At 65.0% G+C, this 17,222-nt stretch carries 17 protein-coding genes; 7 read left to right on the forward strand and 10 right to left on the reverse strand.

Translation table 11 applies throughout. The features are described from left to right. The first annotated feature begins 160 nt into the window (after positions 1 to 160). Positions 161 to 1,672 carry a glycerol kinase GlpK gene (gene glpK, locus ACVXZ4_RS10485; protein WP_461794793.1) on the forward strand — a complete coding sequence of 504 codons (1,512 nt, stop codon included), beginning with the start codon at positions 161 to 163 and terminating at the stop codon, positions 1,670 to 1,672. 93 nt (positions 1,673 to 1,765) lie between these two features. Here the strand turns inward: glpK and trpD are convergent, their stop codons facing one another. Then, the gene (trpD, locus tag ACVXZ4_RS10490) at positions 1,766 to 2,818 is read right to left on the reverse strand and encodes an anthranilate phosphoribosyltransferase (RefSeq protein WP_461794794.1); all 1,053 of its coding nucleotides are present in this window, start codon (positions 2,816 to 2,818) and stop codon (positions 1,766 to 1,768) included. A gap of 100 nt (positions 2,819 to 2,918) precedes the next feature. Between trpD and ctaE the strand changes: the two genes are divergently transcribed. The 4 genes from ctaE to qcrB all read left to right on the forward strand — a co-directional run bounded on the left by ctaE (position 2,919) and on the right by qcrB (position 7,186). Then, complete coding sequence (gene ctaE, locus ACVXZ4_RS10495) at positions 2,919 to 3,548, forward strand: aa3-type cytochrome oxidase subunit III (RefSeq protein ID WP_461794795.1); 630 nt, start codon at positions 2,919 to 2,921, stop codon at positions 3,546 to 3,548. Positions 3,549 to 3,586: 38 nt separating this feature from the next. Further along, positions 3,587 to 4,405 carry a cytochrome bc1 complex diheme cytochrome c subunit gene (gene qcrC, locus ACVXZ4_RS10500; protein ID WP_461794796.1) on the forward strand — a complete coding sequence of 273 codons (819 nt, stop codon included), beginning with the start codon at positions 3,587 to 3,589 and terminating at the stop codon, positions 4,403 to 4,405. A 67-nt stretch (positions 4,406 to 4,472) separates the two neighbouring features. After that, positions 4,473 to 5,543 carry a cytochrome bc1 complex Rieske iron-sulfur subunit gene (gene qcrA, locus ACVXZ4_RS10505; RefSeq protein WP_461794797.1) on the forward strand — a complete coding sequence of 357 codons (1,071 nt, stop codon included), beginning with the start codon at positions 4,473 to 4,475 and terminating at the stop codon, positions 5,541 to 5,543. Further along, the gene (gene qcrB, locus ACVXZ4_RS10510; RefSeq protein WP_461794798.1) at positions 5,540 to 7,186 is read left to right on the forward strand and encodes a cytochrome bc1 complex cytochrome b subunit; all 1,647 of its coding nucleotides are present in this window, start codon (positions 5,540 to 5,542) and stop codon (positions 7,184 to 7,186) included. Before qcrA ends, qcrB begins: the two co-directional genes overlap by 4 nt. A 74-nt stretch (positions 7,187 to 7,260) precedes the next feature. On the opposite strand, the gene ACVXZ4_RS10515 is transcribed toward qcrB, so the two are convergent. From ACVXZ4_RS10515 to ACVXZ4_RS10540, 6 genes are all read right to left on the reverse strand, one after another. Next, complete coding sequence (locus ACVXZ4_RS10515) at positions 7,261 to 7,725, reverse strand: GNAT family N-acetyltransferase (protein WP_461794799.1); 465 nt, start codon at positions 7,723 to 7,725, stop codon at positions 7,261 to 7,263. Then, positions 7,694 to 8,161, reverse strand: coding sequence for a cytochrome c oxidase subunit 4 (locus tag ACVXZ4_RS10520; RefSeq protein ID WP_461794800.1), 468 nt, complete (start codon positions 8,159 to 8,161; stop codon positions 7,694 to 7,696). Before ACVXZ4_RS10520 ends, ACVXZ4_RS10515 begins: the two co-directional genes overlap by 32 nt. A 5-nt stretch (positions 8,162 to 8,166) precedes the next feature. After that, on the reverse strand, positions 8,167 to 9,918 hold the full coding sequence (gene ctaD, locus ACVXZ4_RS10525) for an aa3-type cytochrome oxidase subunit I (protein WP_461794801.1): 1,752 nt from the start codon (positions 9,916 to 9,918) through the stop codon (positions 8,167 to 8,169). Between the two features lie 10 nt (positions 9,919 to 9,928). Beyond that, positions 9,929 to 10,813, reverse strand: a complete 885-nt coding sequence (gene ctaC, locus ACVXZ4_RS10530) for an aa3-type cytochrome oxidase subunit II (RefSeq protein WP_461797959.1) — start codon at positions 10,811 to 10,813, stop codon at positions 9,929 to 9,931. A 233-nt stretch (positions 10,814 to 11,046) separates the two neighbouring features. Next, positions 11,047 to 11,433 carry an iron-sulfur cluster insertion protein ErpA gene (gene erpA / locus ACVXZ4_RS10535; protein WP_461794802.1) on the reverse strand — a complete coding sequence of 129 codons (387 nt, stop codon included), beginning with the start codon at positions 11,431 to 11,433 and terminating at the stop codon, positions 11,047 to 11,049. A gap of 84 nt (positions 11,434 to 11,517) precedes the next feature. Further along, on the reverse strand, positions 11,518 to 12,927 hold the full coding sequence (locus ACVXZ4_RS10540) for a M20/M25/M40 family metallo-hydrolase (RefSeq protein WP_461794803.1): 1,410 nt from the start codon (positions 12,925 to 12,927) through the stop codon (positions 11,518 to 11,520). 41 nt (positions 12,928 to 12,968) lie between these two features. On the opposite strand from ACVXZ4_RS10540, the gene ACVXZ4_RS10545 reads away from it, so the two are divergent. Further along, on the forward strand, positions 12,969 to 13,556 hold the full coding sequence (locus tag ACVXZ4_RS10545) for a DUF3043 domain-containing protein (RefSeq protein WP_461794804.1): 588 nt from the start codon (positions 12,969 to 12,971) through the stop codon (positions 13,554 to 13,556). A gap of 165 nt (positions 13,557 to 13,721) precedes the next feature. Here ACVXZ4_RS10545 and ACVXZ4_RS10550 read toward each other — a convergent pair whose 3' ends face one another. The 3 genes from ACVXZ4_RS10550 to hisD are packed head-to-tail and all read right to left on the reverse strand — an operon-like array spanning position 13,722 to position 16,607. Beyond that, the gene (locus ACVXZ4_RS10550; protein WP_461794805.1) at positions 13,722 to 14,750 is read right to left on the reverse strand and encodes a quinone-dependent dihydroorotate dehydrogenase; all 1,029 of its coding nucleotides are present in this window, start codon (positions 14,748 to 14,750) and stop codon (positions 13,722 to 13,724) included. Positions 14,751 to 14,782: 32 nt separating this feature from the next. Beyond that, positions 14,783 to 15,256, reverse strand: coding sequence for a transcriptional regulator NrdR (gene nrdR, locus ACVXZ4_RS10555; protein ID WP_461794806.1), 474 nt, complete (start codon positions 15,254 to 15,256; stop codon positions 14,783 to 14,785). 40 nt (positions 15,257 to 15,296) lie between these two features. Further along, entirely contained in the window at positions 15,297 to 16,607 is a 1,311-nt protein-coding gene (hisD, locus tag ACVXZ4_RS10560; RefSeq protein WP_461794807.1) for a histidinol dehydrogenase, read from the reverse strand. Positions 16,608 to 16,695: 88 nt separating this feature from the next. On the opposite strand from hisD, the gene ACVXZ4_RS10565 reads away from it, so the two are divergent. Further along, a complete protein-coding gene (locus tag ACVXZ4_RS10565) occupies positions 16,696 to 17,214 on the forward strand; it encodes a flavin reductase family protein (protein WP_461794808.1) in 519 nt (172 codons plus the stop codon). The last annotated feature ends 8 nt before the right edge of the window (positions 17,215 to 17,222 follow it).

The following is a 17,222-nucleotide window of genomic DNA, read 5'->3' on the forward strand; positions in this document are numbered from 1 at the left end:
AGCGCATCACCCGACCGGACCGCTTCGAGGAACGCTGGGTTTCACCCGGTCGTTTCGCACCGGGCAGGCTCAGACTCGTTCGAGCCTGCCCGAGTATCACAACCCCAGTATCACAACCCCAAATCAACCGTTTTTTTCACCAGTTACATGGAGGTAACTCATGACTGATTACATTTTGTCGATTGACCAGGGCACGACGTCTACTCGTGCGATTATTTTCGACCATTCGGGGTCGATCGTTTCGTCCGGCCAGTTGGAGCATGAGCAGATTTTCCCGAAGGCGGGGTGGGTGGAGCATGATCCGATCGAGATTTGGAATAACACCCGTGAGGTGATCGGGCAGGCTCTGTCGAAGGCGAACATCACCCGGCACAACATCAAGGCGGTGGGGATCACGAACCAGCGGGAGACCGCGGTGGTGTGGGACAAGACCACCGGGCTTCCGGTATATAACGCGATCGTGTGGCAGGACACCCGCACCCAGCCGATCGTCGACCGGTTGGCGAACGGGGATGTCGAACGGTATAAGGCCAAGGTGGGTCTGCCGTTGGCGACCTATTTCTCCGGCACGAAGATCGTGTGGATTTTGGAGAACGTCGAGGGCGCACGGGAGAAGGCCGACGCCGGCGAGCTGCTGTTCGGCACCACGGACTCGTGGGTGTTGTGGAATTTGACCGGCGGTATCGAGGGTGGCGTGCACGCCACCGATGTCACCAACGCGTCCCGCACCCTGTTCATGGATTTGGAGACCCTGGCCTGGGATGAGGGCATCCTGGCCGACTTCGGAGTGCCGGTGTCGATGCTGCCGGAGATCCGGTCCTCCTCGGAGGTGTACGGGATGGTCTCCGAATCGTCGCTGCTGCGCGAGGTGCCGGTCGCGGGGATCCTGGGCGACCAGCAGGCCGCCACGTTCGGGCAGGCCGCGTTTGATACCGGGGAGTCGAAGAACACCTACGGCACCGGCAACTTCCTCATCTTCAACACCGGGGAAGAGATCGTCCACTCCAAGAACGGACTGCTCACCACCCTCGGCTACAAGTTGGGTGACAACAAACCGCATTACGCGTTGGAGGGATCGATCGCGGTCACCGGGTCGCTGATCCAGTGGCTGCGGGACAACCTGGGGCTGATCAGCTCCGCACCGGAGATCGAGACCCTGGCCAAAACCGTCGACGACAACGGTGGGGTGTATATCGTCCCGGCGTTCTCCGGCCTGTTCGCCCCGTACTGGCGTTCCGACGCCCGCGGGGCGATCGTCGGCCTGACCCGCTATGTCAACAAGGGTCACATCGCCCGGGCTGCGTTGGAGGCCACAGCGTTCCAAACCCGCGAAGTGTTGGACGCGGTCAACGCCGACTCCGGCGTCGATCTGACCGAGTTGAAAGTCGACGGCGGAATGGTCGCCAACGACGCGTTGATGCAGTTCCAGGCCGACATCCTCAACGTCCCCGTGGTCCGCCCGGTCGTTGCGGAAACCACCGCCCTCGGTGCCGCGTACGCAGCGGGACTCGCGGTCGGGTTCTGGGCCAACCTCGACGAACTGCGCGCGAACTGGCAGGAAGACAAACGGTGGACCCCCAACCTCGACGCCGGAGAACGCGACCGCCAAATGCGTCTCTGGAAAAAAGCCGTCACGAAAACCTTCGACTGGGTCGACGACGACGTCAAATAACCACCACGCACCACCTGCACGACCAGGTCGAGCCTGTCAGAACCCCCACCCACACGGGCAGGGGCGGCTGGCAGGCTCGACCCCGTTCACCCCTCAGGCGTTCGTCGCGGCGACCCAGTCGTCGAGCTTCTTCGTCGCAGCGCCAGAGTCGATCGCCTCCGCTGCGATCGCGATCTTCGCGCGGAAACGCTCGAGGATGCCGAGCTGCAACTGCCCAGGATCCCGTGCGAGGTCGAAGGCCACGAGTCCGGCGGCCGCGTTGAGAAGCACGATGTCCCGCACTGCGCCGCTCTCCCCTGCAAGCGTCGCCCGCGCGACAGCGGCATTGTGCTCACCGTCACCCCCCAGGAGGTCCGCGATCCGGGCACGCGGGATCCCGAGCTCGGCCGGGTCGAGGTCATGCTCCGTCACCGAACCGCGCGATACCTCCCAGATATGACTGTGACCGGTCGTCGTGAGTTCGTCGAGGCCGTCGTCTCCCCGGAATACCAGCGCCGTGGCACCACGGGTGCGGAACACGCCGACGACGAGTGGCACCTTCTCGAGGTTGGCCACGCCGACCGCATTCGCTTCGCAGCGGGCGGGGTTGACCAGCGGGCCAAGGAAGTTGAAGGCGGTGGGAATGCCGAGTTCACGGCGAACCGGACCGGCATGTCGGAATCCGGGGTGGAACAGTGCCGCGTAGGCGAACGTGATTCCTGTCTCACCGAGCACCCGCGCCACGCCGAGCGGATCGAGGTCGAGGTTGAGCCCGAGCGCAGCAAGCACATCCGACGATCCGGATGCCGAACTCGCTGCCCGGTTGCCGTGCTTGACCACGGGAACGCCGGATGCCGCGGCCACGACAGAGGCCATCGTCGACACGTTCACCGTGCCGAAACGATCGCCGCCCGTGCCTACGATGTCGAGAGCCATCGGGTCCACCGACAGCGGCAGCGCGTTCTCGAGGATGGCATCGCGGAAGCCGACAACCTCGTCGACGGTCTCCCCCTTCGCCCGCAGAGCGATCAGGAAGCCTGCAAGCTGGGCGGGAGTCGCGTCTCCGTTCATCACCTGCTGCATGGCCCATGATGCTTCGCTGATAGCGAGGTCTTCGCCGTCCAAGAGAGCGCTGAGAAGGGCAGGCCAGGTCAGGTCGGAAGGCATGACTGCGATCATAGCGATCCGCCTTGGCGAGGCTGATAATTTGGCCGAACTACCGCTGGGAATGAGAAATGAACTCACGCTGATCAGCCATAATAGACAGGTGACCAGCACCTCGTTCTCCCCCGGCCTCAGCGCGCCCGTTGTCAATCGACCGAGCGTGGTCGCCGTCGGCACGATCGTGTGGCTCGGCAGTGAGGTCATGTTCTTCGCGGGTCTGTTCGCGATCTACTTCACCCTTCGCTCCACCTCGCCAGAGCTCTGGGCCTTCGAGACCCCGAAGCTCAACGTCCCCTACGCCCTCACCAACACGATCATCCTCGTGGCCTCGTCCTTCACCGCCCAGTTCGGCGTCTTCGCCGCCGAGCGGCTGCAGAAGCGCCGCACCGGCCGGAGCCCGGTCAAATGGGGAATGGTCGAGTGGTTCTTCGCGAGCTACGCGCTCGGGGCGATCTTCGTCACCGGCCAGGTCTTCGAGTACGCGAACCTGGTCAGCGAAAACATCTCCCTCGCTTCGAATCCCTACGGTTCGGCCTTCTACATCACCACTGGATTCCATGCCCTTCACGTAACGGGTGGCCTGATAGCAATGCTGCTGATCATCGGTCGTGCCTACAGCGTGAAAAACTTCGGCCATAAGGAAGCGACATCGACCATCGTCGTCTCCTACTACTGGCACTTCGTCGACGTGGTGTGGATCGGGTTGTTCCTGGTCATCTACGTCCTGAAATAGTTCGCATCCATCCAGAGGAACCAGGGATACACCACAGCATGGCGAAGAACAGCAAGACCACGGGCGTCGGCACCACGGGCCGTCGTGGTCGGCGTCATCCACTTGCCACGATCGCGCTGATCGTCATCGGACTGATGTCCACGGGCGGTGCCTATGCATTGTTCAGCAGCACCGCGTCGGCCGATACCGCTCCGGTGCGTACCCAGGCCTCGGCGGATGAGGGTAAGAAACTCTTCGCCTCCAACTGCGCGACCTGCCACGGCCTGAACGCCGAGGGCGTGGACGGAGTGGGGCCGAGCCTCTACGGCGTCGGTGCCGCCTCGGTCAGCTTCCAGGTGGGTACCGGCCGTATGCCGCTCGCCAACCAGGGCCCGCAGGCCGAGCAGAAGCCGGTGCAGTTCACCGACAGCCAGGTCTCTTCGCTCGCGGAGTACGTCGCATCGCTCTCACCGGGGCCGGCGATCCCGTCCGCGAAGTACTTGAAGGGCGACGGCAACGCCTCGACCGGAGCAGAGCTCTTCCGCATCAACTGCGCCATGTGCCACAACGTCGCCGGCGCCGGTGGCGCGCTCACGGAGGGCAAGTTCGCCCCGGCTCTCTCCGGAGTGCTTCCCGTGCACGTCTACGAGGCCATGGTCACCGGCCCGCAGAGCATGCCGGTGTTCAACGACACGAACCTGACGCCCACGCAGAAGGCCGACATCATCACGTACCTGAAGTACCTGGACAAGAATCCCTCTCCGGGCGGATTCGACCTCGGCGGTCTCGGGCCGGTCTCCGAAGGACTCTTCATCTGGATCTTCGGACTCGGTGCGATCGTGGCCGTCACCATCTGGATCGCGGCGAAGGCGAACTAGAACCACCCTGCACGACAGCACCACAGCACGCACCACTTGAAAGCCTGCACCACCGAAAGGATCCACAATGGCACAGCACGACGACGGTGGCACACACGCCGCTGCCGGGTCGGCCGTAGTCCGAAGCGAACCCCCCGTTGCCCAGACCGGCACGGCGGTCGTCGCTTCCGACGCCTTTGAGAACCCGGGACTTCCGCCCCACCGCCTGCGAGCGACCGATCTCGACCCCCAGAAGGATCGGATCGCCGAGCGTCGCGTCTACACGCTCTTCTTCCTCTCGATCGTCGGCAGCGTCTTCGCCGTAGCCGCCTATGTGGCATTCCCGATCATTCCGGGCAACACCAACTCGGTGCGACTGAACACCGTCTTCCTCGGACTCGGCATCTCGCTCGGTCTCCTCGCCATCGGCATCGGTGCCATCTACTGGTCGAAGAACCTCATGCGCGGCGACGAGATGACGGAATCCCGCCACCTCACCCGGGGCACCGAGGCCACCCGCGAAAAGGCGGTGGAGATCTTCAAGCTGGGAAACCAGGAGTCCGGATTCGGGCGCCGCACGCTCATCCGCAACAGCTTGATCGGGGCCCTGGTAGCGTTCCCGCTGCCCGCAGTCGTGCTCTTCCGCGACCTCGCTCCCGCTGCCGACCCAGTGCCGCAACTCGAGCACACCATGTGGGCCGAGGGAACCCGGCTCACCCGCGACCCGTCCGGCACGCCCATCAAGGCCGCCGACGTCACAATCGGATCGGTCTTCCACGTCATCCCCGAGGGGCTCAATGACAAGGAAGACCGGCTCGAAGAAAAAGCAAAGGCTGCAGTCCTGCTGATGCGCCTCAAGCCGGAGGATCTCAACATCTCCGCCGGCCGCGAATCCTGGAACTACGACGGCATCGTCGCCTACTCCAAGATCTGCACCCACGTTGGATGTCCGGTGGCACTCTACGAGCAGCAGACGCACCATCTGCTGTGCCCGTGCCACTCGTCGACCTTCGACGTCACCAATGAATGCGAGGTCATCTTCGGCCCGGCCGCACGCCCGCTGCCGCAGCTGCCCATCGCGATCGACTCCGACGGCTATCTCATCGCGCAGAGCGACTTCCATGAGCCCGTCGGACCGAGTTTCTGGGAGCGAGCATGACAGTCACTGAAACCAAGCCCGCTGCCGCCCCGACAGTCACAGAGACGCCGACGGCAGCAGCGCCGAGTCGCGGAGCCCGGTTCACCGGAGCCGCAGCAAACTACATCGACGAGCGCACGAGCATCTCCGGGCTGGTCAAGGAACTCGGGCGCAAGATCTTCCCGGACCACTGGTCGTTCATGCTCGGTGAGGTCGCCCTCTACAGCTTCGTCGTCATCCTGCTCTCGGGTACCTTCCTCACCTTCTTCTTCCAGCCGTCGATGGCGGAGGTGACATACCAGGGTTCCTACGTGCCTCTTAAGGGCATCCAGATGTCGGCCGCGTACGCATCATCGCTCGACATCTCATTTGATGTGCGTGGCGGACTCCTGTTCCGTCAGATCCATCACTGGGCGGCACTGCTCTTCGTGGCTTCCATCGGGCTGCACATGCTGCGTGTGTTCTTCACGGGCGCATTCCGCAAGCCGCGCGAGATCAACTGGTTCATCGGCTTCGTGCTTTTCGTGCTGGCGATGGCGGAGGGCTTCACGGGATACTCGCTTCCTGACGACCTCCTCTCGGGCAACGGCCTCCGCATCATCGACGGCATCATCAAGGGCATCCCGGTGATCGGCACCTGGACCTCGTACCTCCTGTTCGGCGGTGAGTTCCCGGGCACCAAACTCGTGGCGATGTTCTACTCGATCCACATTTTGCTGCTACCGGCCATCCTGGTCGCCGCTCTCGGTGCGCACCTGTTGCTGATGATCGTCAACAAGCACACCCAGTTCGCCGGACCCGGCCGCACCAACGACAACGTCGTCGGTGTACCGATCATGCCGATCTTCGCGGCCAAGGCCGGCGGTTTCTTCTTCGTCGTCTTCGGTGTGATCGTGCTGATCGCCTCGTTCTTCACGATCAACCCGATCTGGACTTACGGGCCATACGACCCCTCCCCCGTCTCCGCCGGAACCCAGCCCGACTGGTACATCGGATTCGCGGACGGGATGCTGCGGCTGATCCCGCCGGGGTGGGAGGTCGTGTGGTTCAACCACACCTACTCCTTCAACATCATCGTGATCACGGTGATCCTGATCGCCTTCTTGGGGATCGTCGCGACCTATCCCTTCATCGAGGGCTGGATCACCGGCGACAAGCGGGAGCACCACATCGCCGAGCGACCGCGCAACGCGCCCACCCGCACTGCAATCGGCGCGGCCGGTGTCACGTTCTACGCGGTGCTTTGGGCGGCGGCGAGCTCCGACCTCATGGCGACCCACTTCAAGATCACCATCGAGGGAGTCATCCATGTGCTCCAGGTGCTCTTCTTCCTCGGCCCGGTGCTCGCGTTCTTCATCACGAAGCGCGTGTGCCTCGGACTCCAGAAGAAGGATCGCGAGATCGCCCTCCACGGCTTCGAGTCCGGCCGAATCGTGCGGTTGCCCGGCGGCGAGTACATCGAGGTGCACGAGCAGCTCGACGACTACGAGCGCTGGCGCCTGGTGAGCTTCAACGAGTACACCCCGCTGATGATCCGTCCGGATGCCAACGGCCGCATCTCGGGAGCGCAACGCACCCGGGCTGCTCTCTCCCGCTGGTTCTTCGAAGACCGCATCGCGCCGGCCACGAAGACCGATGTGGAGCGTTCCTCCGGCCACCACTAGTCCGCACTAGACGGAAGCCCCGGCCAGCATGATCGGTCGGGGCTTCTGTGCTGCCTGCAATCAGGGCACGACGGTCAGTCGCTGATGAAGCTCTTCTTCAGGAAGTCGGAGGTCGACCGGTAGTCGAGGCGCTCATAGAACCGTGCCGCATGGCTGCTGGCGACCGTGAGCTGGCGTACGCCGCGTGAGCGGCACTCCTCCTCGATGGCGGATACCAGCAGGCTGCCGAGCCCCCGATCGCGCGCGGGCGTGTTGACGGCGAGCTCCTGCAATTGGGCGGAGTCGCCATTCGTGTACAGCAGACGCTCGATGGTCGTGTACGCGTAGGCGGAGACCACCCCATCGAGCTCGGCAACGAGCAACAAATGATCCCTGCTGGGCTCTACCGCGTGGGCGAATGCCTCGGTGAAGGACTCGCGAATCGGCTTCTCACCGATGCCGAGCTGCTCCACGAGCGTGAACACGGCATCCACATCGGCGGGAGCCGCCAGTCGAACGTTCGTGGGACTAACGGGCGAAGTTTCCGCGGTAGTACTCATAGACCCACCCTACGAGACTGATCAGCGTGATGGCGGCACCGATGAAGGCGATCCAGACCCCGATCGCGATTCCCATGAACAACAGCGCGCCTCCGGCGGCGAGCATGATGGGCCACCAGCTCCAGGGGCTGAAGAATCCCTGCTCGGGGTCACCGTCATCGATGTTGGCGTCGAGCCGGTCTTCTGGCAGGAGCCCACCGACCGATTTGTTGGTGCGACCGAGGTAGAACGCGATGAAGGCCGAGAGGATGGCGGCGAGGCCGATACCGACAGTCCCCACCCAGTCGACGGGTGATCCCACGCCTCCGCCTTCGGTGCCGGCGAGCTGGGTGACATACCCGGCGTTGTGCTGGATGATGCTCCAGATCACGTAGGTGATGTCCGCTGCGATAAAGAAGGCGCAGAGGATCCAGAACATTTTCGCTTGGGCGTTCATGGCAGTTATTTCACCTGTCCGTCGGCGACGTCGTATGTGGCAGCTTCCGGAGCGTCCTTGAACGGACCGACTCCCCCGATCCCGACCGGAATGCCGGCTTCGGGGTGGTTGAGGTCGAACGCCGGGGACTCGGACCGGATGCGCGGAATCGACGTGAAGTTGTGTCGCGGCGGCGGGCAGGAGGTGGCCCACTCCAGCGAGCGGCCGTAGCCCCACGGGTCATTAACGGTCACTTTCGGCGCGGTGCGAGCCGTGATGTAGACGTTGAAGATGAACGGCAGCATCGAGACGCCGAGGATCATCGCGCCGACGGTCGAGAGCTGGTTCATCCAGGTGAAGCCGTCCTGTGGCTGGTAGGTCGCGTAACGACGGGGCATGCCCATCACACCCAGCCAGTGCTGCACGAGGAAGGTGGTGTGGAAACCGATGAACAGCAGCCAGAAGTGGATCTTGCCGAGTCGTTCGTTGAGCATCTTGCCTGTCCACTTGGGCCACCAGAAGTAGAACCCGCTGAACATGGCGAAGACGACGGTGCCGAAGACCACGTAGTGGAAGTGGGCCACGACGAAGTAGGTGTCCGACACGTGGAAGTCGAGCGGCGGGGATGCCAGGATCACGCCGGTGAGGCCACCGAAGGTGAACGTGATCAGGAAGCCGATCGCCCAGAGCATCGGCGTCTCGAAGGTGACGGAACCCCTCCACATCGTGCCGACCCAGTTGAAGATCTTCACGCCGGTGGGCACCGCGATGAGCATCGTCATGAGCGAGAAGAACGGCAGGAGCACTGATCCGGTGACGTACATGTGGTGAGCCCACACCGTCACGGAAAGCGCGGCGATCGAGATCGTGGCGTAGACCAGGGTCTTGTATCCGAAGATCGGCTTGCGGCTGAAGACCGGGAGCACCTCCGAGATGATGCCGAAGAACGGCAGCGCGATGATGTAGACCTCTGGGTGCCCGAAGAACCAGAACAGGTGCTGCCAAAGGATCGCACCACCGGCCTCCACGTTATAGAGATGCGACCCGAACACGCGGTCCGAACCGAGCGCGAAGAGTGCCGCAGCCAGCACCGGGAAGGCCATCAGCACGAGGATGGAGGTGACCAGGGCGTTCCAGACGAAGATCGGCATGCGGAACATGGTCATACCCGGGGCACGCATCGTCACGATCGTGGTGATGAAGTTCACCGCTCCAAGGATCGTGCCGAACCCGCTCAGGGCGAGCCCAAAGACCCAGAGATTGCCTCCGAGCGACGGCGAGAAGGTCGTGGTCGACAGCGGCACATAAGCGAACCACCCGAAGGATGCGGCGCCCTGCGGGGTGAGGAATCCGGCGACCGCGATGAGCGAACCGAAGCTGTAGAGCCAGTAGGCATAGGCGTTCAGACGCGGGAACGCGACATCCGGGGCGCCGATCTGGATCGGCATCAGGAAGTTCACGAAGCCGGCGAAGAGCGGCGTCGCGAACATCAGCAGCATGATCGTGCCGTGCATCGTGAAGAGCTGGTTGTACTGCTCCTTCGTCGCGACGATCTGCAGGCCGGGCTCGAAGAGCTGCGCACGGATGACCAACGCCATCACACCGCCGAGCAGGAAGTACAGGAACGAGGTGATCAGGTAGAGGTACCCGATCTTCTTGTGGTCGGTGGTGGTGATCCAGCTGACCAGGATGTTGCCCTTCGGGCCGACACGGGAGGTCGTGAACTGGCTCGAGCCCGTGGTCGTCGAGGTGGGTGCGGGTACTGTCGCTGTGCTCATGGTGATCGCCCTACTTCTCGGCCGACGGTGCTTTGTTGTCTGGCTGGTTCGTGTTCGTGTTGTACTCCGGGCCGAGGATGCCGGTCTGGCCCTTGTCGGCGAGGCTCTGGATGTAGTCGTCGAACTCGGACTGCGTGACGACCTTCACCTGGAAGAGCATGAGCGAGTGGTAGTCGCCACACAGCTCCGCGCATTTGCCCTCGAAGGTGCCGAGCTTCGTGGGAGTCACGTACTCGTAGTTGTCCTTGCCGGGGATGTTGTCTTTCTTGTACAGGAAGTCGATGACCCAGAAGGAGTGGGCGACATCCCGGCTCTCGATCTTGATCTGGATGCTCTTGTTGACCGGCAGATACAGGGTCGGGATCTTGGAGCGGTCGATGCTGCCATCGGCGTTCTCGAGCTCCTGGGCCTGGATTCCCGGCGAGTTCACACCGTTCCCACCGGGGCCGACGCCTGGGTAGTTGAAGTCCCAGGCCCAGCGCTTGCCGTAGACCTCGACCTTGACGTCGGGGTTCTTCACGACGTGTTCGATGGAGTTCTGTTCCTTTGCCGTGAAGGCGAAGAAACCGAGCACGAGGATGAGCGGCACGATCGTGTAGAAGATCTCGATCGGCAGGTTGTAGCGCAGCTGCACCGGCAGGCCGGTCTGGCCCTTGCGGCGACGGTAGACGATCGCGGCCCAGATGATCAGGCCCCAGGTGAGGATTCCCACCGCGAGGAGCACGATCCAGGAGGTCACCCAGAGGCCGGTGATGCCGTCGGTGTGGTTTGTGGCTCCTTGGGAGCCCTCCGGGAGGAATCCCCGGAGCTGCTGCTGGCTGCAGCCGGCCAGAATGACGACGAGCGTGAGCGCAATCGGAGCTGCTGCCCATCGAAGACGGCGGTTGGAGCGCACCTGGAACCTCTCGGATGACACGGACTTACAGGACAACTACTGGGACGAATCCCAGTCTATTTGGTGGTCCAAGCCTACTCCGCAGGACGCGCGCTCCCCGACCGGAATGGGCACCCGAACCGGCAAATTCCCTGAAATCGGGCATCAAAAAAGGGAACCGCCGGTGGCGGTTCCCTTCTCTGGATGCCGCGTGGGAGCGCGCTGTTAGCGAGAGCTCCGAGGGCGGCCGCGCTCTAGTGGAAGCTGTCCCCGCAGGCGCAGCTTCCCGACGCGTTCGGGTTGTCGATGGTGAAGCCCTGCTTCTGGATGGTGTCCTCGAAGTCGATGGTCGCCCCATCGAGGTACGGCACGCTCATCTTGTCGACGACGACCTCGACACCGTCGAAGTCGACTGTCGCGTCGCCGTCGAGCAGGCGCTCGTCGAAGTACAGCTGGTAGATGAGTCCGGAGCATCCGCCCGGCTGCACGGCAACCCGCAGGCGCAGGTCGTCGCGACCCTCCTGCTCGTAGAGGCTGCGCACCTTGGTGGCGGCGGTGTCGGTGAGACCGACGCCATGAGCGGCCGAGGTCTCGGTCGACGGCTCGGCGACCGTTGTGCCGGTTAGCGCGGTGTCGGTCATGGCAACTCCTTGGGGTCGACGGATTACTACTGACAAGTCTAAGCACGGCGGGCTGGGGATTGTTCCCGCGACAGCCGACTTCGTTCAGTCGCGTTCGTTGAGACGCGCGAGCAGCACGGCCTCGGTCAGAATTGCGCGCTGGAAGACGCCGAGGTGCAGTGACTCATTGGGGCTGTGGGCGCGGGAATCGGGATCCTCCACACCGGTCACGAGGATTTGCGCTGCCGGGAACATCTCGACCAGGTCGGCGATGAAGGGGATGGATCCGCCGATGCCGGTCTCGACAGCCTCCACTCCCCAGGCATCCGTCATCGCGGTCTTCGCCTCGGTCACGGCCCAGCCGCTCGTGTCGACGAGGAACCCGTTGCCGGTGTCGACGTCGTCGATCTCGATGTGCGCACCGAAAGGAGCGTTCGCCCGCAGGTGTGCTTCGAGGGCGGCGAAGGCCTCCGTTCCCTGCTGACCGGGTGCAATGCGTGCGCTGATCTTGACGCTGACCGATGGGCTCAGCGTGTTCGACGCATTCGCGACGGTCGGCGCATCGATTCCGGTGACGGTGATGGCCGGCTTCGACCAGAGCCGACTGAGGATGGTGCCGGATCCGATCGGGGAGACCCCGTCGAGGAGGGCGGCCTCGTGGCGAAGCTGCTCCTCCGGGTAGTCGGGGGTGTCGGCCTCGCGCGAACTGAGCCCTTCAACGGCCACGGAGCCGTCGTCGCTGTGCAGGGTGGCGAGAAGGCGGATGGCTGCGAGCATCGCATCCGGGACCGCCCCGCCGAACATGCCAGAGTGCGAGGCATGCTGAAGGGTCGAGACGGTGAGGCGGAAGGTGACATTGCCCCGGAGCCCGACCGTGAGGGCCGGGGTGTCGATGTTCCAGTTGTCGGAGTCGGCGACGACGATCACATCGGCCGAGAGCTGCTTCTGGTGAGCGGTGAGGAAATTGGTGAATGAGCGTGAACCGAACTCCTCCTCGCCCTCGATGAAGAGCGCGAGTCCGAGGTCGAAGTCCTCTCCGACGGTCTCCACGAAGGCCCGGATGGCGGCGACGTGGGCCAGCACCCCGGCCTTGTCGTCCGCGGCGCCGCGGCCATACAGGCGATCTCCGCGCACCGTCGGCTCGAAGGGCGACGACTCCCAGTCCTCGTCGCTGCCGGGCGGCTGCACGTCGTGGTGCGCATAGAGCAGGATGGTGGGCCGGCCGTTGCGGGCAGCGCGCGTCGCGAGCACGGCGGGCTGGCCGAGCGCGGCATCCGGGCCGCTGCCGATCGGAGCCCGGGCGACCTGCACCGAGTCGAAGACGCCGAGGTCGGTCACGAGCGCGGACACGGCATCCGCGCTGTCGCTGACGTGTTGAGGGTCGAAGGCGGCCCAGGAGACCGACGGGATGCGCACCAGTTTCGAGAGGTCGGCGACGGCCACGGGGAATCCGCCGGCGACGGAGTCGCGGAGAGCCTGCAGGAGTTCTGGACGTGTGGGCGCGGAAGAAGACATGAAGGTAATCTTAAGCAGACATCTATCGCTAGGAATCCTAAGTGGCCAAGCCAAACAGCTCGAGCAAGACCGACCCGGCGGACGGGTACGACCTCAACACCGACAGCGTCTCCGCCGGTAAGGGTCACGCCACCCCGACGCGCAAGGAGCGCGAGGCCGCGAACCTGCGCCCGCTGGTGTCGAGCGACCGCAAGGCCGGCAACAAGGCATCCCGCGCCAAAATGAACGAGGCGCGCGAGAAGGCGCGTATCGGTATGGCGAACGGCGAAGAGAAGTACCTGCCGATGAAGGACAAGGGTGTGCAGCGTCGCTACATCCGCGACTACGTCGACGCCCGGTGGAGTGTCGGCGAGCTCATCATCCCGGTGATGTTCCTGGTGATCATCCTCACCTTCATCAACAATGCCGTAATCCAGTCCATCGCGATTTTCGCTCTCTGGGGCTTCTTCCTCATTGCCGTCATCGACTGCATCGTCGCCGGAGTGCTCATCCAGCGCCGGTTCACCGCGAAGTTCGGCGCAGAAAAGGTGCAGAAGGGCAACCGCTGGTACACCGCGATGCGGGCGCTGCAGTTGCGCCCGATGCGCCTGCCCAAGCCGCAGGTGAAGCGCGGGGCCTACCCGGCCTGAGGTCGCGGCCATCGGTGCGCTGCGGCCCTCCGTCGGAGCTTGCGGAGTGACTGAGACCTCGCGGCGGGAGTTATGTCTCCCTCCGCAATGTCATGACGCCGCCGCGAAGTGACAGATCCCCCGCCGCGGCGAAAACCGAACCGAAGACGTGCGGATCGGCAACCCTCAGCGGCGGAGCTTCGCCAGCCCGCGGTTGACCGTGCGCGCCCACAGCGGTCCACGGTAGAGGAATGCGGTGTAGCCCTGTACAAGGGTGGCTCCGGCCGCCAGGCGCTCGGCGACGTCGGCCGCAGTGTCCACTCCCCCGACCGAAATCACGCAGAAGTCTTCGGGCACCGCCGTGCGGATGATGCGCAGGATCGCGAGCGACCTCGCCGCGAGCGGAGCGCCAGAGAGGCCGCCCGCACCGGCAGCCTCCACGATCCGGGCATCCGTCACCAGGCCCTCGCGGGAGAGGGTGGTGTTGGTGGCGATGATGCCCGCGAGGCCGAGTTCCACCGCGAGTTCGGCGATGCGGCGCACCTGCTCGTCGGTGAGATCCGGCGCGATCTTGACCAGAACGGGAGTGAGCCCCGCCGCGTCATTCACCGCGGTGAGCAGGGGTGTGAGCCTGTCGAGCTCCTGCAGACCGCGAAGGCCGGGGGTGTTCGGGGAGCTCACGTTCACCGCGAGATAGTCGCTCACCGGGGCGAGCAGTCGTGCACTCACGAGGTAGTCGGCGATCGCGTCATCCACCTCCACCACGCGGCTCTTGCCGATGTTCGCGCCGATGACGGGACGGATGCCGCGGGCGAGCTCTCGGGCGAACCGCGGGGCAGCATCCGCCGCTCCCCGATTGTTGAAGCCCATTCGGTTGATGACCGCATGATCGGCGACGAGGCGGAACAGTCGCGGACGGTCGTTGCCGGGCTGCGCGATCGCGGTGATGGTGCCCACCTCGACATGGCCGAACCCGAGCTGTCCCAGCCCCCGGATGGCGCGGCCGTCCTTGTCGAATCCTGCCGCGACACCGAACGGCGAGGCGAATCTCAGGCCGAGGGTGTCGACCGCGAGGGACGGTGCCGGCCGACTGAGCCGGCGCAGGATCGCGCCGATCCCGATGCGAGGCAGCCAACGGATCACATCGAATGCGAGATGGTGCGCCGTCTCCGGGTCGAGCCGGGTGAGGACGAGCCTGAAGAGTAGTCGATACATGCCATGTTCAGGCTAGTGGCCCGTCGGCACCGTCAGCTCTCGGTGACCTCGGCGGCCGCGTCGTGTTCGACGCGGAGGAGGGTGATGGCCGCCTCGAAATCCTCGAGGGAGTCGAAGCCCTGATAGACGCTGGCGAAACGAAGGTAGGCCACCTCGTCGAGCTCGCGCAGCGGAGGCAGGATTGCGAGACCGATGTCGTTGGCATCGACCTGGGATGCGCCGGTAGCTCGGATCGTCTCCTCCACCCGCTGGGCGAGCATCGCAAGGTCGGTGTCGGTGACCGGGCGCCCCTGACAGGCCTTACGTACACCGGAGACGATCTTCTCGCGGCTGAACGGCTGCACGACGCCGCTGCGCTTCACGACATTGAGGCTGGCAGTCTCGGTGGTGGAGAAGCGTCGCCCGCAGTCGGGGCACTGGCGACGGCGACGGATGGACATGCCGTCGTCGCTCGTCCGTGAGTCGATGACGCGGCTGTCGGGATACCTGCAGAAGGGGCAGAACATGGTGCTGACAGGATACCGCGTGCAGCCGGTCGGGCGGGGGCTAGGGTCGCGAGAAGCGAGCGGTGATCGCCGCCGCGTGCGCGGGGAGGTCCTCGGCGGTGGCCAGCGCGACGACCTTGTCTTCGACGGTCTTGAGCGCCTCCCGGTCGTAGCGGATCACCTGCTGGGGCCGGAGGAAGGTATACGCACCGAGGCCGGGCGTGAATCGCGCCTGCCCCCCGGTGGGCAAGACGTGATTCGAGCCCGCGAGATAGTCTCCGAGGCTCACGGGCGAGTGTGGGCCGAGGAAGATCGCCCCGGCGCTCTCGATCAGGTCGAGCACCTCCCCCGGATCGGCGGTCTGGATCTCGAGGTGCTCCGGGCCGTAGACGTTGCTGAAGGCCGCCGCGGCGACCATGTCGTCGACGAGTACGACGGCCGACTGGATGCCGCGCAGCGAGATGTCGACGCGAGTGCTGTGCGGGGTGAGAACGGCGAGCCGGGCGAGTTCGGCCTGCACGCTGTCGGCCAGGTCGACGGAGTCGGTGACGAGTACCGCCGCGGCGAGTTCGTCGTGCTCGGCCTGGCTGACCAGGTCGGTGGCGACGAGGAACGGGTCCGCCGAGGCATCCGCGATCACCAGGATCTCGGTGGGGCCGGCTTCGGCATCGATACCGACCTGCCCGCGTACGAGGCGTTTGGCCGCGGCGACGTAGACGTTGCCGGGCCCGGTGATCACCTGCACGGGATCGAGGCTCAGCCCGGGGACTCCCCAGGCGAACGCGCCGATCGCTCCGGCACCGCCCATGGCGTAGATCTCGTCGATGCCGAGGAGACCGGCCGCGCCGAGGATCGTGGGGTGGATGCTTCCCCCGAACTGCCGCTGGGCCGGGGAGGCCAGCGCCACCGACGAGACTCCCGCCACCTGCGCGGGCACGACGTTCATGACGACGCTGGAGGGGTAGACGGCCTTGCCACCGGGCACATAGAAACCGACGCGTGCCACCGGGCTCCAGCGTTGGATCACCTCTGCGCCGGGGCCGAGCGTCGTGACCCGCGGCGTGGGCAACTGCGCTTCGGACGCCGCGCGCACCCGCACGATGGCCTCTTCGAGGGCATCGCGCACCGGCACGCTGAGGCCGCGGACGGCGGTCGACACGTCCGCGACATCCAGCCGCACGCGGGGCGGACGCACGCCGTCGAGCCGCTCGGCCTGGTCGATAAGCGCGGCCTCGCCGCGCTCTCGCACGTCCGCGATCAGGTCCTGCGCGATGGCGGTCGCGGCCGAGACATCGGTGAGCGACCGGGGAACGAGGGCGAGGAGTTCGGCGCGGCTAGGCTTGAGGCCCCGGAGGTCAATCGTCTGGATCATGGCGAGCCAATTCTAGGGGAGCCTCACTGGGAGCCCTCCTGTGATGGCGGAGGAATAACAATCGTCGGCAGGGAATTGATACACCCGTATGGATGAGACAGCGCCCGTGGCCGCCCCGGAGCAACCGGACGGCATCGCCGCGTTCAAGCACGCCTTCCGCCGGCATGCCGCTGGCGTCGTCGTGATCACCGCTCTCACCCCTGAGGGCAAGCCAGTGGGGTTCACTGCGACCTCCCTCGCCTCCCTCGCCGCCGTACCGCCGCTCGCGACGTTCAACATGGCGAAGGTCGCCAGTGCGTGGCCCGCCATCGCCGGCACCGACTGGGTGGCCATCCAGACCATGGGCGCTCGCACCCGTCACCTCGCAGAACGGATGTCGGGAGACCACGACCTGCGCTTCGAGGGAGACCACTGGGCGCCGGGCCCGCACGGGCTGCCGATCCTCGAGGGGGTCACCTCCTGGATGGTGGGGCGCATCGTCGAACGATTCCCGGTCGCGAACAACGCCGTGATCGTCGTGCAGATCGAGGAGGGAGCACTCGGTGAGCCCGATGCGGCCCTCCTGTACCACGAGCGCACCTACCTGAAACCGGGCGACCCGGTCTGACGATCGGC

The sequence above is a fragment of the Lacisediminihabitans sp. FW035 genome (assembly GCF_054880895.1).

Excerpts from the sequence above, each read along its gene's own strand:
- glpK (WP_461794793.1), top strand. The coding sequence starts at position 161 with ATGACTGATTACATTTTGTCGATTGACCAGGGCACGACGTCTACTCGT.
- trpD (WP_461794794.1), bottom strand. The coding sequence starts at position 2,818 with ATGCCTTCCGACCTGACCTGGCCTGCCCTTCTCAGCGCTCTCTTGGAC.
- qcrC (WP_461794796.1), top strand. The coding sequence starts at position 3,587 with ATGGCGAAGAACAGCAAGACCACGGGCGTCGGCACCACGGGCCGTCGT.
- qcrA (WP_461794797.1), top strand. The coding sequence starts at position 4,473 with ATGGCACAGCACGACGACGGTGGCACACACGCCGCTGCCGGGTCGGCC.
- qcrB (WP_461794798.1), top strand. The coding sequence starts at position 5,540 with ATGACAGTCACTGAAACCAAGCCCGCTGCCGCCCCGACAGTCACAGAG.
- ACVXZ4_RS10515 (WP_461794799.1), bottom strand. The coding sequence starts at position 7,725 with ATGAGTACTACCGCGGAAACTTCGCCCGTTAGTCCCACGAACGTTCGA.
- ACVXZ4_RS10520 (WP_461794800.1), bottom strand. The coding sequence starts at position 8,161 with ATGAACGCCCAAGCGAAAATGTTCTGGATCCTCTGCGCCTTCTTTATC.
- ctaD (WP_461794801.1), bottom strand. The coding sequence starts at position 9,918 with ATGAGCACAGCGACAGTACCCGCACCCACCTCGACGACCACGGGCTCG.
- erpA (WP_461794802.1), bottom strand. The coding sequence starts at position 11,433 with ATGACCGACACCGCGCTAACCGGCACAACGGTCGCCGAGCCGTCGACC.
- ACVXZ4_RS10540 (WP_461794803.1), bottom strand. The coding sequence starts at position 12,927 with ATGTCTTCTTCCGCGCCCACACGTCCAGAACTCCTGCAGGCTCTCCGC.
- ACVXZ4_RS10550 (WP_461794805.1), bottom strand. The coding sequence starts at position 14,750 with ATGTATCGACTACTCTTCAGGCTCGTCCTCACCCGGCTCGACCCGGAG.
- nrdR (WP_461794806.1), bottom strand. The coding sequence starts at position 15,256 with ATGTTCTGCCCCTTCTGCAGGTATCCCGACAGCCGCGTCATCGACTCA.
- hisD (WP_461794807.1), bottom strand. The coding sequence starts at position 16,607 with ATGATCCAGACGATTGACCTCCGGGGCCTCAAGCCTAGCCGCGCCGAA.
- ACVXZ4_RS10565 (WP_461794808.1), top strand. The coding sequence starts at position 16,696 with ATGGATGAGACAGCGCCCGTGGCCGCCCCGGAGCAACCGGACGGCATC.